The organism is Streptomyces sp. NPDC002690, from assembly GCF_053592415.1.
This window is the reverse complement of record NZ_JBSFVR010000179.1, coordinates 1-14,864: the sequence shown is the minus strand read 5'-3', so window position 1 is coordinate 14,864 and position 14,864 is coordinate 1. Positions and strand designations below refer to the sequence as shown.

General features: G+C 68.6%; 15 protein-coding genes. 1 reads left to right on the top strand and 14 read right to left on the bottom strand.

Annotated features, from left to right (window positions below; all coding sequences use genetic code 11):
• Window positions 1-115: 115 nt before the first annotated feature.
• The 14 genes from ACWD3D_RS21770 to ACWD3D_RS21705 form a co-directional block, all read right to left on the bottom strand.
• Window positions 116-766: an OmpA family protein gene (locus tag ACWD3D_RS21770; protein WP_451462489.1), complete on the bottom strand. Its 651-nt coding sequence runs from the start codon at window positions 764-766 to the stop codon at window positions 116-118.
• A gap of 8 nt (window positions 767-774) precedes the next feature.
• Window positions 775-1,389 (bottom strand): hypothetical protein, encoded by a 615-nt coding sequence (locus ACWD3D_RS21765; RefSeq protein ID WP_451462488.1) that lies wholly within the window; start codon window positions 1,387-1,389, stop codon window positions 775-777.
• A gap of 29 nt (window positions 1,390-1,418) precedes the next feature.
• On the bottom strand, window positions 1,419-2,024 hold the full coding sequence (locus tag ACWD3D_RS21760; RefSeq protein WP_451462487.1) for a pilus assembly protein TadG-related protein: 606 nt from the start codon (window positions 2,022-2,024) through the stop codon (window positions 1,419-1,421).
• Window positions 2,021-2,251: a hypothetical protein gene (locus ACWD3D_RS21755; RefSeq protein WP_451462486.1), complete on the bottom strand. Its 231-nt coding sequence runs from the start codon at window positions 2,249-2,251 to the stop codon at window positions 2,021-2,023. The genes ACWD3D_RS21760 and ACWD3D_RS21755 overlap by 4 nt, the downstream gene beginning before the upstream one ends.
• A 252-nt stretch (window positions 2,252-2,503) precedes the next feature.
• A complete protein-coding gene (locus ACWD3D_RS21750; RefSeq protein WP_451462485.1) occupies window positions 2,504-3,538 on the bottom strand; it encodes a response regulator in 1,035 nt (344 codons plus the stop codon).
• Between the two features lie 15 nt (window positions 3,539-3,553).
• Window positions 3,554-4,882, bottom strand: a complete 1,329-nt coding sequence (locus ACWD3D_RS21745) for a sensor histidine kinase (RefSeq protein ID WP_451462490.1) — start codon at window positions 4,880-4,882, stop codon at window positions 3,554-3,556.
• 90 nt (window positions 4,883-4,972) lie between these two features.
• Window positions 4,973-5,860 (bottom strand): DUF5936 domain-containing protein, encoded by an 888-nt coding sequence (locus ACWD3D_RS21740; protein ID WP_451462484.1) that lies wholly within the window; start codon window positions 5,858-5,860, stop codon window positions 4,973-4,975.
• A gap of 13 nt (window positions 5,861-5,873) precedes the next feature.
• Window positions 5,874-6,806, bottom strand: a complete 933-nt coding sequence (locus ACWD3D_RS21735; RefSeq protein ID WP_451462483.1) for a type II secretion system F family protein — start codon at window positions 6,804-6,806, stop codon at window positions 5,874-5,876.
• An 11-nt stretch (window positions 6,807-6,817) separates the two neighbouring features.
• Window positions 6,818-8,155, bottom strand: coding sequence for a CpaF family protein (locus tag ACWD3D_RS21730; protein WP_451462482.1), 1,338 nt, complete (start codon window positions 8,153-8,155; stop codon window positions 6,818-6,820).
• 75 nt (window positions 8,156-8,230) lie between these two features.
• Entirely contained in the window at window positions 8,231-8,635 is a 405-nt protein-coding gene (locus ACWD3D_RS21725) for a TadE/TadG family type IV pilus assembly protein (RefSeq protein ID WP_451462481.1), read from the bottom strand.
• Between the two features lie 4 nt (window positions 8,636-8,639).
• Complete coding sequence (locus ACWD3D_RS21720; RefSeq protein WP_451462480.1) at window positions 8,640-9,134, bottom strand: TadE family protein; 495 nt, start codon at window positions 9,132-9,134, stop codon at window positions 8,640-8,642.
• A 3-nt stretch (window positions 9,135-9,137) separates the two neighbouring features.
• A complete protein-coding gene (locus ACWD3D_RS21715) occupies window positions 9,138-10,421 on the bottom strand; it encodes an AAA family ATPase (protein ID WP_451462479.1) in 1,284 nt (427 codons plus the stop codon).
• A gap of 6 nt (window positions 10,422-10,427) precedes the next feature.
• Window positions 10,428-11,135: a Flp pilus assembly protein CpaB gene (gene cpaB, locus ACWD3D_RS21710; protein WP_451462478.1), complete on the bottom strand. Its 708-nt coding sequence runs from the start codon at window positions 11,133-11,135 to the stop codon at window positions 10,428-10,430.
• 104 nt (window positions 11,136-11,239) lie between these two features.
• Window positions 11,240-12,106, bottom strand: a complete 867-nt coding sequence (locus ACWD3D_RS21705) for a hypothetical protein (RefSeq protein WP_451462477.1) — start codon at window positions 12,104-12,106, stop codon at window positions 11,240-11,242.
• An 899-nt stretch (window positions 12,107-13,005) separates the two neighbouring features.
• Between ACWD3D_RS21705 and ACWD3D_RS21700 the strand changes: the two genes are divergently transcribed.
• Window positions 13,006-14,736, top strand: coding sequence for a chitinase (locus ACWD3D_RS21700; protein ID WP_451462476.1), 1,731 nt, complete (start codon window positions 13,006-13,008; stop codon window positions 14,734-14,736).
• Window positions 14,737-14,864 lie beyond the last annotated feature (128 nt).

The window sequence follows — 14,864 nt, the reverse complement described above, 5'->3', positions numbered from 1 at the left end:
TCGGCGGGCCCCCCCCCCCCCTGGGGGGGGGGGGGGGGGGGGCCCCCCCCCCACCCCGATGGATGCCTTCCGGTCGGTCGGCGCCTCTCCCAGCCGGTGCGACCGCTGCTCAGCGTCAGGAAGTGGCGCCGCGCGGGAAGGAGACCTCCACGCGACGGTTCTTCTTCCGTCCTTCCTCGGTGCTGTTGTCCGCGATCGGGTACTCCTCGCCGTACCCCCGGATCTCGAAGGTGACCTCGGCGCCGAACTCCTTCGACAGCAGCGCGTGAACGGCCTCCGCGCGCTGCTTCGAGAGCACGTCGCCGTGGGCCGAGGAGCCCAGGTTGTCGGTGAAGCCGAAGATCCGGACCTGAGTGGCGTTCTGCGCCTTGATCTCGGCCGCGATCGCCTCGATGCGGGAGTTCGCCTGCGGACTCAGCTTCGCGCTGTCCTTGCCGAAGAGCACCTCGGCCTGGAGCGCGAACTTGATGGACTGGTTCGAGTCCTCCCGCCGCTCCTCGCCGCCCATGTCCTCGACGACCTGGACGATGTCGAGAACCTTGCCGGGGGCGAGCGTGCCGCCCTCGGGCATCTTGAGGTCGGGGTCGTTGGCGTCGAGGGGGACGGGGGCCTCGGAGGTGGCCTCGGTGCCGGGGGGCACCGACGGCCCGTCCTCGGCAAGGGCCGGCGTGCCGCCGAACAGGGTCATGCCGGCGAACAGCATCACCGAGGCGACAGGGATGGCGAGGTGCCGCCGCCGTTCCGGGGTCAGTCGAATGTCAGCCATCCGTGCACTCACCCGGAGATCTTGAGGGACGTGGTGGCAAAGGTCGGCAGGGTGAAGTCGACCTCGGTGGTGGTGGTGGGCGGGGCGGGGAACTGCATGAAGACGGAGGTGCTGTCACCCGGCTGAAGGGCCCTGATCTTGGTGGTGCAGAGGCAGCGGTTGTCCGTGTCGCGCAGGACGTAGTAGCGCTTCTTTCCCACCTTGTCCACCAGCGTCGCACCGGCGACGGAATTGAAGTTGACATTCAGTACGCCTGGTTCGTTCCCCACCCATGAGGACGGATTGACCGCGGCGTCGCTACCGTTCTTGATGACTCCTTGGACAGTCACGAATCCCCCGGCGTCGCGCAGGACCTGAGTTACCGTCAACACCACACCGGGCCGGGCCTGGACCTCCGCGAGTTTGGCATTCGGATCCACGCTCTCGCCCGCAGCGGTGTCGGGCTGCTGCTCCCCCTTGTCCTCCGAGGAAGGAGTGGCGGATGCGGATGCCTGGGGCGCACCCTCCTCGGTGGAGCCGCCTCCGTCGTCCCCGCCACAACCGGAGAGCGTGAGAGCGAGGGCTGCCGCAGCCGAGACAGCCGCCACCGCCCTCCGGGATGCGATCGTGCGCCAAATGCTCATGGGGCGAATCCTCTACTCGTCGTTCGTTGTCATCTGTCGACCAAGTGCACGTCGAAGAGAATTTTGCTCACGATGGCCCACGGCGGCGGGCTGCTTGGCCTAATCTCGACCATCCCGTTCGGGCATGTGAAGTAGTAGATGTCCTGAACACCGTCGTCGTTGAGGTCCACGGGCACCCAGGTACATCCGAAGTCGATCACGGCTGTGGCTTTCGCGGTCGCCTGGGTACTGTCCGATCCCGGCAGGACGGGCGAATCCACCGAGTCAGCACCCTTCACCTTGACCGTCATCGAGTCCCGGTCGTAGCCGGAGCGCGGATAGCAGTCTTCCAGCGTGGCGTCGTTCTCGGAGGCCAGGCTCTGCGCGGCTCCGCAGGCGGGGGCGAAAGGGGTGTTGAGGAACTCGTCGATCGAGTTCGTCCAGAGGGCCGCGAGGAATGGGGCCTCGAACTCCTCTCGCACCGTTTGAGCCGCTGCCAGCGCCGAGGCATCAGCAGCCCCCTGCGCGCCGTTGCGGAGAGCCGAAGCCTTCCCGACGGCGAAGAAAGCCAACGCGAGGAAGAGCAGGCCCGCCACCATCACGATGTAGATGGGGAAGGCCTGCCCTCGGTCACGCCGATCGCGGTTGCGCGTCATCCCGAGACGATGTCCCGCACCATGTCGCTGATGCGCGTGGAGATCTCCCCACCGATGCCCGATCCGAGAATCGCACCGATGATCGCCACGACCACCAGGATGATTCCCAGGTACTCGAACGCCGTCTGACCCCGGTCCTTCGCCGCGTAGCGCTTCCGGATGGCCGAGACCGTCGTGTTGGCCCATCCGTTGACGCGGACGGCGCTCTTCAGAGAGATGTTCGACATGGTGGTCCCCTCCTGGTCCGGTCAGCCGCTCGTCGGCCGACTCGCACAGTGCTTCACCGTCGTTCCCGGTACCGGCTTCCTCCCGGCCGGTCCCGTCCGCGACATCAGAAACATACGGCCTGGAGGGCTGCCCGACAGAGGGCCCCAGGACCCATTCTCGGACCCAAACCCCCCTGTGTTCCGTCTGATCGTGGTCCGCTTCGGCTGATGACGGTCGGGCCTCACCCCGCGTCGTCCGCATGCCCTCCATCGCTACCGCCCCCCTTGTGGGCGGTCACCGACAGAGGGAGCCGTACCGAGCCAGCGCGCTATGGCCTCGCTCCGACTGCGGCTGCGCAACTTGGTGAAGATGCGATTGATGTGGTTCTTCACCGTCTTCTCGCTGATGAAGCAGGTGGCAGCGATTTGCTGATTGCTCATTCCGGAAGCAATCAGTTCCATGATCTCCACCTCCCTCGAACTCAGCCCATGATCAAGGGGTTTCGGGCTTCCCACTCGATTCACCGACTCGGTCGACTGTCCCACAGAAGGTTGCAGATGCGAAAGCCCCTCTGTCGGACGTGACTCCCACCTCGCTGCGGGGAACGTCCGCACCTCGGCGGACGCACCGCCCGCCCCCGCGCCCACCGCCGGTAAGGACTCCGGAGCGAGTGCCCCACCAAGGCCGTCGGGCAGCGGCACAGGGTGCGCGGGGGCATCCTGACGCATGTGGGCCAGCAGGGCGCCCGCCGCCGTAGTGGTGAAGTGCGCACGTCCGCACGTGGTGTCACGGACCGCTTGAACGAGCTGGTCCGCGGTGAACTCGCCATGCACCAGATAACCCCCCGCGCCCAGCCGGAGCGCTTCCCGCACGATCTCGCTCTCACGGCTGTACGTCAGCATCAGCACCGGGGCGATCGGTACCAGGTACGGCAGGGCGGAAATACCGTCCACACCAGGCATCCGGACATCAAGCAGGACGACGTCGGGGCGGTGGCTCAACACCACCTCGTAGGCCTGTCGGCCGTCCGCCGCTTCGGCAGCGACCTCTATGTCGGGCCGCCCGGACAGCAGGGCGCTCAGGCCCGCCCTGACCACCGGGTTGTCGTCGGCCACCACCACCCTCAGCGGGGCTCGGCGCTCGGGGAGCGGAGGAAAGGGGGCGGGAGGGACGTCGGGAGTCGCCCGCCACTCGATGGCGGGCACCGTCGCGCTGTCCGGTTCCGTGCGGAACACCTTTCGGGACTGCGGGTCGTTCGGCCTGTCCGTGTCTCGCTGTTCTCGCGTGCGGGGCATGTCGTCCGGCATCGCTGCGGCCTCCTCTCAGGATCTGTCGACCTGTTGGGTGGGGGGAAGGAGCGTCGTCGAGGCCGCTGGTACGCCCTCGCCGGGTTCTTGCGCCGCCGTGTCTCCGAGTGCGGCGCGGGGCAGTTCCAGGCGCACTTCTGTACCTCGTGCGGCCACGCCCTGGCCGATCCGGATGCGGGCGCCGATGGAGGCCGCCCGCTCGACCATGCCGACCAGGCCGAAATGACCCGCGGCGCGGAGCCCGTCGAGGGACGTACCGGCAGGCAGTCCACGTCCGTCGTCGCACACGCTGATCCGCAGCCCATCACCCTCCACTCCGGCGAGCACCACGAGGTGTGCCGGGTCGGCGTGGCGGTGCGCGTTCTCCATCGCTTCCGACACGACTGTGAGGAGCTGCCGGGCGACCGCCTGAGGAACCGGTGGTACGGGTACGGAGCCCAAGGAACGAAACGAGGCGGCCACTCCGTGACGACTGGCGAAATCTGCCGTACGGGAACGGAGTTCGGCCACCACGTCGACTCCCCCGTCCCATCCCGACTCCCGGCGCAGATCGGTGAGGAGCTCACGGGACTCCGCAGCGGCACGGCGTGCCGAGCGGGCGACCAGCTCGGCCTGGCTCCGGATGGTGAGCGGATCCACCCGGTCCGCCGAACCGGCCAGCCCTTCCGCCGCCAGAGCAAGGCCGTACAGCGTCTTCGCCACGGAGTCGTGCATCTCCCTGGCGAGACGCGTGCGTTCGCCCTCCACCGCCTCGCTGACGGCGAGCCTCGCCCGGGTCTCGGTGAGGGCTTGACTGGCGGTTCCGAACCGGAGCAGCAGATTGCGCAGGGTGACACCGACAGCCCCGGCGATCACGCAGAAGCCTGGAAGGAGAAGAACACTGGCGTCGTCGTTCCGCAGTCCCGGGACGGTGTTGTACACGCCGAGGACGACCACGATCTGCAGCGCCGCGAATACCGCGGCACCTCTCCATCCGTAGACGAGGCCGGCCAGCAGCGGGGTGCAGACGGTGACGTACGCCAGTGTCGAGTCCGGTGTGGCGGTGACCAGAAGCAGCGCTCCCAGACAGACGTCCACACCGAGGATCCAGCGGTGACGCAGCAGTTGGGGGCCGAAACGCTCCCAATCACGGAAGAGGAGGTACGAGCCCATGAAGGTCACGAGGATCGCCCCGCCGACGAGCCAGCCGGCCGCACCGGGAGCGGCCCCACCGATGGCGAAGGGAGTGCCGACGGCGATCATCGCGAGCCGGAAACCGAAGACCTGCCGGCACATCGCCTGCAACGCGTTGATCTGAATGCTCAACGCGGGTTTAGTGGGCGGAACTTCGAGCGCCTGACGCATCTCGCTCAGCAGACCGCCGCCGAGGGTCCGACTCACCCGGTGGTTCACCCTTCCACCTCCCTCCCGCTCACCGTCTCCAGCGGTCCCATCTCATTTCCCCGACACGAAGCCCAGGTTCAGATTCGCCCCGTAGACGAACCCGACTGTCAGCAGAATGAGCGTCCCTGGCAGCAGGAACGTCGTCACCGCGAACGTCGCTTTAGGGACCGCCCGGGCCGCCTTCCGGCGGGCGTTCTGAGCGTCGGTGCGGCGCATGTCGTTGGCGATCTGAATCAAGGTGTCGACGATCGGAGCGCCCAGCTCCTCGCCTTGCTGGAGAGCGGTGACGAACATGGCCACCTGCTCCGAGTCATTGCGCCTGCGTAGTTCGTCGAAGGCCTGGCGGCGACTGACGCCCATGTCCATCTGCCTCAGCGTGATGCGGAGTTCGTCGGCCCAGGGGCCTTCGTACTTCTCGGCGACGCGCCCGAGCGCCTGCCTGAACCCGAGCCCCGCGGAGACGACCACCGCCAGCACGTCGAGGAAGTCCGGCAGGGTGCGTTCGATGTGCTCCCGGCGGACCCGGACCGCCGACCAGATGCCCGCCTCCACCCAGAACAGGCCGAAGCCGACCATCAGCAGGGCGAGGAAAACCTGACCGCGCAGCACCATGGCGAAGGCGCCGAAGAAGCCGAGCGCGCCGTAGACCGCCCGCCTGGCCGCGTAGCGGTCGATGGTGAGGCCGCCGGGGTTGCCCGCCATGTCGATCTGGCGGCGCTTCTTGTTGACGGCCTTCTCGCCCATCATCCGCAGCACCGACGGAGCCCATCGCATGCCGAGCCGGTCGACGCCCGAGCCGACGGCGGAGGTGCGCGTGGCACCGACCTCCAGGGCCACGGCGAGGTCGGTAGGAAGCTTGGCTTCGGCGCGGTACATCCGGTAGCCGTAGATGATGCCGTAGATCGCGAGTCCCGCGCCCACGGCGAGCAGCAAGTCCATGTCCGTTCCTCCCTCAGACGTCGATGCGGGACATACGACGGATCACGACGAATCCGATCGTGTACAGGGCGATGGAGACCACCACGGCGGCCTGGCCGAGGAAGGCTCCTGTCATGCGGTCCAGGGCTCCCGGCATCACCGCGTTCATCAGGAGCATCGCGCCGAGCCCGAAGACCGGAACCGCGTAAGCGGTGACGGTGACCTGGGAGAGCTGGGTCTTGACCTCGCGACGGGTCTCCTTGCGTTCCTCCAGCGTCTCGGTGAGGTTGCGCAGCGAGCTGACGACCGTACCGCCGGCCCGGTTGGAGAGCACCAAGGTGGAGACGAGAACCGCGAGTTCACGGGAAGGGAGCCGGTCGGTCAGCTCGCTCAGGGCGTCGTCCAGGGACTCGCCGACCGCGAGACGGCGCGCCACCCGGGCCAACTCCTCCCCTGCCGGGTTCTCCAACTCCTCGGCCGCCATGGCGAGCGAGGTACGGAGAGCGAGACCCGCCTGCGTGGCGTTGGCGAGAACTCGTGAGAGCTCCGGGAGTTGGTTGATGAACCGCTCGATCCGCTTGTTCCGCTGCCAGTTGAGGAAAGCATTCGTCGCCCACAGTCCGATCAACGCGGCGACCGGCCCGAAGAAGGAGGCCAGCATCGCGGAGGCCACGGCCCAGAGGATCGCCAGCGCCGCGAGCGCGTACACGACGAACTCGCCCGGGGTGATCTCCAGACCCGTGGCGCCGAGCTTGAGTTCGAGCTTCCGGCCGAGTTTGGTCGTCCGCAGCCGCCGGTCGATCCCGGCGAAGCGCCTGTTGCTCCTTGCGGCGTGCCCCGCGTAGGAGAGCCGGTCCACGAGGGCGTCGCGGTCCGCCTTGCCGCCGGTGTAGGCGTACAGGCCCCAGACGCCGAGTACGCCGCAGAGCAGCGTCGCGCCGACCGTGATCAGAGGGAGATATTTCATGGCGGGGGTACCTACATGGCCTCTCGGGTGGCGAGTTGATCGGAGTGCATGGCGACGCCGAATGCCTGCGGGATGGGCTGGCCGGCCATGTAGAGGCGGTCGGCGATGCGGCGGGGCAGCGGGAGGTACTGGAACTGGCCGTAGATCCTGCCGTCCGCGGCCATCGGCTGGGCGTTGAAGCGGGCGACGCTCACGATGCGGTACGGCTCGCGGCCGTGCGAGTCCAGGGCGACGATCTCGGTGATCTTGCGGGTGCCGTCGGCGTGCCGGGTGAGCTGGACGATGATGTCGACGGCGCTGTTGATCTGGTCGTGCAGCGCCTCGAACGGGATCTTGATCTCGGACATCGAGGCGAGGGTCTGGAGGCGCATCAGGGCGTCCTCGGCGTTGTTGGCGTGGACGGTGGCGAGCGAGCCGTCGTGGCCGGTGGACATCGCCTGGAGCATGTCGAGCGACTCGCCGCCCCGGACCTCACCGACGACGATGCGGTCGGGGCGCATACGCAGGGAGTTGCGGACCAGATCGCGGATGGTGATCTGGCCTTTCCCCTCCACGTTGGCGGGGCGGGACTCCAGCCGGATCACGTGGTTCTGCTGGAGCTGGAGTTCGGCGGAGTCCTCGATGGTGACGATGCGCTCGTTGTTCGGGATCAGCCCGGAGAGCGCGTTGAGCAGGGTGGTCTTCCCGGTGCCGGTGGCTCCGGAGACGATGATGTTGAGCTTGGCCTGGACGAATCCGGCGAGCAGCACCAGCATCTGCTCGTCCAGCGAGCCGAAGCCGATCATCTCGTGGAGGGTGAAGGAGCGGGGGAAGCGGCGGATGGTGAGGGTCGCGCCGGTGAGCGAGAGCGGCGGGATGATCACGTTGACGCGCTCGCCGCTGGGGAGCCGGGCGTCGACCATCGGGTTGGACTCGTCGACACGGCGGTTGACGGTGGAGACGATGCGTTCGATGGTCTGCATCAGTTGTTCGTGCGACCCGAAGCGCAAGGGCAGTTGCTCGACCTTGCCGCTGCGCTCGACGAAGACCTGGTCGGGGCCGTTGACCATGATCTCGGTGATGGACGCGTCTTCGAGCAGCGGCTCCAGGATGCCGAGACCGAGGGCCTCGTCCACGACGCGGCGGATGAGCTGCGAGCGCTCCACCGTCGAGAGGACGGGGCCTTCCCGGCTGATGATGTGGCCGAGTACCCGTTCCAGCCGTACCCGCCGGTCGGCGGCGGCCAGCGAGGACATCTCCGCGAGGTCGATCTCCTCCAAGAGCTTGGCGCGGTAGAGGGCGACCATGTGGCCGTCCTCGCCCGCCCCGCCCTTCTCCTCGGGAGCGGTGATGCGTGCCCGCAGGCTCATGTGGCTGACTCTCTCTCTGGCTTCCGGTCGGTGCTGCGGGCGGGTGGGGCGGTCGTACGGGAGGGGGCGGCGCGGTCAGCCCCTCGGGAAGGTGGCGCTGCGTTCGGCCCAGGACCAGTCGACGCCGGGCACCACGCTCGGGACCTTGATGCGTACGGTGGCGGTGACCTCGTCGGCCCCGCCGGACATGGCGATGCGGAATTCGTCGCCGCCGGTGAGCCAGTCGCTGATGGCGTCCCGGCCGTCCTGCGCGGCGTCCCCCCGGGGGTAGTCCTGGCTGGCGCTCCGGGCGGCGACCCGGGCGGCGGTGCCCGCCTGGTTGGCCGCGTACGCCGCGAGACCCAGCTGGACCGCGAGCATCCCGACCAGGAGCAGCAGCGGGAGGAAGCCGAGGTACTCGATGGCCACCTGGCCGCGGTCGCGGCGCTCGGCGGGGGGCGTGGAGGGCGGGGAGGGCAGGGAAAGTCTCGTGGTCGTCATCGGCTCAGCCCTCCTGCGGTGAGGCCGCGTCGCCGTCGATGTGCACGTCGAGGTCGAAGAGGCCGGGTACCAGTACCGGAACCTTGAGGCGGACCGTCGTCCGGTAGAGGGAGGAGCCGCCGCTGCAGCTGATGGTCGCGTTCTCCTCCCAGGCGTCGGGCAGGTTCTCGCGCGCCTTCTGCCGACAGGCCGAGCTCGAACCGAACTCCGCCCCGGCGCCGGCCCGGGCCCCCTTGTCGGCGGCGTTGCCCGCAAGGCTGAAGGTGTAGCCGACGAGGGCGAGTTCCCAGAGCACGAGCATGATCAGGATGATGAACGGCGTCATGCCCAGGAACTCGATCGCCGTCTGCCCCCGGTCGCGGTCCGGCCCCCCGGTGGCCCGGAGCCGCCCCCGCCCTTCGGCCTGTATCGGTTCAGCGGCGGTGGGCCGCCCGTCCCGGGAGCAGGCGCCGGGGCGCCTCCTCCCTATGTCGGTGTCGTGCGTCGGCGTGGTGGTCATCGGTCAACGTGTCCCCTCGGTCCGTCCCCGGCCCTGGTCCGCGCCGCGCCGTCCGCGCGGGCCTGTGACCGAGCCCCGGTCGTTGCGCACCTTGCCGTTCTTCTTCTCCCCCGGTCGGGGTTTGACGATTCCGATTTCCCCGGCCAGTCCCCAGAGCGCCTGCTTGACGGTGCTCTTGGCGTCGAGCTCGTGGAGCCGGCCGGCGTCCACGACTCCCTGCAGCTCCTTGAAGCCGGCGGGCACGGCCACCCCGGCGACCCGGGTGCCGGTGATCTTCTGGATCAGTGGCGGCTGGATCTCCGTGCTCCGGGTGTAGCGATTGACGACGGTGAGGGTCTCCTCGGCCTTGCGGATCTGCAGCCGGTCCCACATCCGTACGATGCGTTTGGCGCCACGCACCGCGATGACGTCGGGGGTCGTGACCAGCACGGCCACGTCGGCCATCTCGACGGCAGCCGCGTTGGCACCGTTCATCTGGCTGCCGCCGTCCACGACGACCACCTCGTACCGGGAGCGCAGGGCGCTGACGATCTGGCGGGCGGAGCGGTCGCTGACTTCCTCGCCCCGCTCCCCGTCCCCCGGGGCGAGCAGCAGGGAGAGTCCCGTGGAGTGGGAGAAGACTGCGTCGGTGAGGACACGGGGCGATATCTCGGAAACCAGGGCGAGGTCGACGATCGACCGGCGGAACTGCACGTCCAGGTACGAGGCGATGTCGCCGGTCTGCAGATCCATGTCGACGAGGGCGACCGTGTGCCCGGACGCCTGGGCGGCGAGGGCGAGTTGTACGGCGGTGAGGGTGCAGCCGACACCGCCCTTGGCGCCGGTGAGGGTGACGACCATGCCGCCGGGTCCGGTGAAGACCTCGTTGCCGGAGGCGAGGTGGCGCCGCATGCCCGAGGCCCACTGGGCCGCCGCCTGGATGCGGTTGACCAGTTCCTCGTAGCTGAGCGGGAGCGTGACGATGCCGCGGGCGCCCGAGTCCATGGCATCGGCGAAGAGCGCGGGGCTGGCGTCGGTGGTGATCAGGACGACCCCTACCGCCGGGAAGCGCAGGGAGACCTCCCTGATCAGCTCCAGAGCGGGCACCGGGCCGATGCGCTCGTGGACGAGGACGACCTCCGGCAGCTCGTCGAACGCCTCGCCCGCCAGCCGGGCGAGGGTGTCGATGAGCTGGGTGGAATCGCCGACCGGGGTGGCCGGTTCGGCGTCGGGCAGCTGGCTGAGCAGGGTGGTGACGGACCTGGCCGCGTCGATGTCCCCCACGGCCGGGAGGATTCTGATGGTCATCCGCCCTCACTTGTCCTTGTCGAGCTGGTAGGTGCGGTCGCCCGGTCGGATCGTTCCGTCGCTGCCGGGGGCGACGAGCGCCAGTCGTACGTGCTCGGCGAAGGACTCGGCGTACGCGATGCGCTGGGTGTCCAGCGTGTTGAGGGCGAAGGTGATCGGCACCGCCTGCGTCATCTGGAAGGAGGTGCCGTTGCGGTCCGGCTCCAGCGCGGTGAGCTTGCCCACGTCGAGCACCTTGGCGTTGGCGACGATCACCTTCGACTGGGCCGGGTCACCTTCGCGTTCGGCGGCGAAGGTCGCGTAGACGTTCACCGTGGCACCCGGTGTGATCTTGCCCGCGACGCCGGTCGCCGCGTCGATCATGATGGCGATCTCCTGCTCACCGGCGCGGAGTTCGGGTTTGGCGACCATCATGTCGGTCTGCAGCAGCGAGCCCTGGCGGAGCTGGGTGACGGCGATCTTGCCCTGGACCTCGCGCAGATCGGTCACCGCGTTGGCGGAGAGCCACCGCTCGGGCATCGAGATCTTCTCGAACTGGCCGCTGTTCAGCGCCGTGTACGGGGCGACGTTGGACTTGAGCTGGTACGCGGTGACCTCGGGTCCGACCTTCGAGTTGACGTCACTGATCACGGAGAGCACCCCGGCGAAGGCGCCGAAGGCGCACAGGACCGACAGGAGCAGGAGTATGACGCCACGGCGCTGGCGGGAGTTCATGGACCGGACAACCTCGTTCGGATCGGATGCGTGGGGCTGCGGACAGGGAGGGGTGCGCGCGGTGCGGCGCGCCCGGCGAAGGGCGGGTGGCCCGGCGGCGGTCGCTACCGTTCACGGGCGAGTACGACCGAGGCGTGGGCCCGGCGTTCGGGCTGCGCGAGGGGGGACGAGCAGAACCCGCAGCGGTCACCGATGAGTTCCATGCCGCACCAGTGGCAATTCTCCCGGCGCACCGAGGCCACCAGCTGGTACAGCACGGAGATGTCCGGGAGGTAGGAGGCGAATTCCACCAGCTTCTGGGTGCCCCACCAGCGGACCGAGTCGGCGGGGAGCGCCGCCTCGTGAATGGCCTGGACCTTCCAGTCGGGGGCCAGCCGTTCCCGCACCCATTCCTGCGGGGCCTGCCCCTTGGCGATCAGGAGATGGGTCGCGAAATCCGGTCCGGGCAGCGCCTCCATCGTCGGCCGCACTTTGACCAGTCGCGCGTGGGGGCCGGCGAGTGCGACGAACTGGGCTCCCGGAACCCATGACTTGGCGTGCTCCTTGAGGCTGACCGGAAAACGGTCCAGCTTGGCGACGGAGTTCAGCAGCGCCCCGGAGTGGATGTAGTGGGCGAGCAGCCGTACGGCCGAGGCGACCACGCCGGGACTGAAGTCGCAGAGGGAGAGCTGGCGCAACTGCCGTACGAGTACGGCGATTCCGAGCGGCGGGAGATCGACCTTGAGGAGGGCGATCCGGTCGCTCTCCAGGACGGAGCGGATGGCGTAGAGCCTCCGCTCGTGGGCGGGCGGAAGGGAGGACGGGTACACGGCGATGACGTATCCGTGCTGCTCCAGCAGGAGATGGATGTCGCCGACGGCGAGTTCCAGTGCCTGAGCCTCCGGCGCGTGCAGCAGAGCGGCGGTCGGTGTCTGCTGGTCGGTGGGTGGTAGCACCAGGTCAGCGCTGGTTACTGCAATGGCGATCGGCACGCTGTTCCCCGTTCGGCTCCGGCCGGCGTCGCACCGCCGACCGCAATCGCTCCTGTCCGTGGTTCTTCGACAGCACTGTAGTCACGTCCCACCAGGCGGGAAACCGTCTTCAGGAATCAATATGGAGACGGATACCAGGAAGGCGGTGTCGCCACCGGCTCCATATCAGCGCGACCCGAAGGTAGTTGAATTGAGAGCGCCAGAGAGGTTTATCCGGCGCTTTCCCAGCCATTCGCCAATCCGCCGATCTTGGCGGGGCGTTGGGGTTTCACGCATCGCCGTCCGCGCCCGCGTACGACAATTGATGAGTACGAGAACTCATTGACGTCACCCGCTCCCCCGTGCGTCCGCATGATGCCCATCGATGCGTCCGTCAACCCTTCTTTGCACACGCCATTTTATCCGGGTGACGGCATGGTCCGACGCCACGCCGGGCGTCACGCTCCGCCGGTGACGGGACGAACATCTCACCCCGCCACCCTCAGCAGGCACGGAGAGGCCAGACCGGACGCGGTCGGCCCGTCGGGCCCCCCGCAGTCACACGAACCCACAACACCTTTGCGAGCGCGCCGCGTTGACAACGGGACACCGGCACACACGGTCGCAAAGGTTCTCGCCGGCCACCTGCGGGCCGGATACGGGGAGGCGCCCACCCAGGACCCAGACCCACCCGGACCGGACAATCGGCACCCCGCCCGGACTCCCCCGACAACCGCTAGGACGAGTGAATCGCCATCAGAGGTCTTGACAACTTGATTGGTCTGGACCAGTTTATCGGCCAGCGGTGGCCACCGTCCCTCGTCGCCTCCCCCCGGCGACCCCCACACGCAGAACCGCACGGACCCGCACGGACCCCCGGCACACCCACGCCGCCACCCCGACTCCCCCCGGAGGACGCAGTGCAACGCACCGCAGGCAGAAGGCACCGCAGGCCCTACACCCGTCCCGCGCTCGGCGCCGCCATGGCAGTCGTCGCGGCGGGCGCGCTGACCCTCACCGGTCTCGTGAGCAACGCGGAGGCCGCCGACGTCAACGTGGCCAAGAACGCGGGCTTCGAATCGGGACTCACCAACTGGACCTGTACGGCGGGCAGCGGCGCCACCGTCTCCTCGCCCGTGCACGGCGGAAGCTCCGCGCTCAAGGCGACCCCCGCCGGCCTGGACAACGCGCAGTGCAGCCAGACCGTCGCGGTGAAGCCCAACTCGACCTACGCGCTGTCCTCCTGGGTGCAGGGCAGTTACGTCTACCTCGGCGTGAGCGGCACCGGCACCACGGACGTCTCCACCTGGACGCCGAGCGCCACCGGCTGGTCGCAGCTCGCCACCAGCTTCACGACGGGCGCCTCCACCACGTCGGTGACGGTCTACACCCACGGCTGGTACGGCCAGCCCGCCTATTACGCGGACGACATCGCGGTCACCGGCCCGGACGGCGGCGGTGGCACCGACCCCGCCCCGACGGTCCCGGCCACCCCGGCGGGTCTCACCTCGGGCACCAAGACCTCGTCCTCCGTGTCGCTCTCCTGGAACTCCGTCTCCGGGGCCACCGGCTACACGGTCTACAAGGACGGCGCGAAGGCCACCACCGCGACCGGGACCTCGGCGACGATCTCCGGGCTGTCCGCCGACACGGCGTACTCCTTCGCGGTCAGCGCGACCAACGCGGCGGGCGAGTCCGCCAAGTCGTCGGCGCTCAGCGTCCGTACGTCCACCTCGGGCACCACCAACCCGCCCACGTCGACGACGGTGCCCAAGCACGCGGTGACCGGCTACTGGCAGAACTTCAACAACGGCGCGACCGTCCAGAAGCTCAGCGACGTGCCGTCGGCCTACGACATCATCGCGGTCTCCTTCGCGGACGCCACGTCCACGCCGGGCGCGGTCTCCTTCACGCTGGACTCGGCGGGCCTGAACGGCTACACCGTCGACCAGTTCAAGGCCGACATCAAGGCGAAGCAGGCCGCCGGGAAGAACGTCATCATCTCGGTCGGCGGCGAGAAGGGCGCGGTCGCGGTCAACAGCGACGCCTCCGCCACCGCCTTCGCCGACTCGGTCTACTCCCTGATGCAGACGTACGGCTTCAACGGCGTCGACATCGACCTGGAGAACGGCCTCAACTCCACTTACATGACGAAGGCGTTGCGCGCGCTCTCCACCAAGGCGGGTTCGGGTCTGGTCATCACCATGGCCCCGCAGACCATCGACATGCAGTCGACGTCCGGCGAGTACTTCAAGACGGCGCTCAACGTCAAGGACATCCTGACCGTCGTCAACATGCAGTACTACAACAGCGGTTCGATGCTGGGCTGCGACGGCAAGGTCTACTCGCAGGGTTCGGTGGACTTCCTCACCGCTCTCGCCTGCATCCAGCTGGAGGGTGGCCTCGACGCCTCGCAGGTCGGTCTCGGGGTTCCCGCCTCGACCCGCGGTGCGGGCAGCGGCTACGTCGCCCCGTCGATCGTGAACGCGGCGCTCGACTGCCTCGCCAAGGGCACCAGCTGTGGTTCCTTCAAGCCGGCCAAGACCTACCCCGCACTGCGCGGCGCGATGACCTGGTCCACCAACTGGGACGCCACCGCGGGCAACGCCTGGTCGAGCGCGGTCGGCGCGCACGTCCACGCCCTGCCGTAACGACCGGAGCGCCCCGGCCGGATCACCTGTCGTGTGCACCCGATGCAACACCTCATAGGTGAAGGCATGTTGAGCCGCCATGCTTCGCACGTACGCGGGGCTGAAGGCGGTCACCGGGAAGTCTCTCC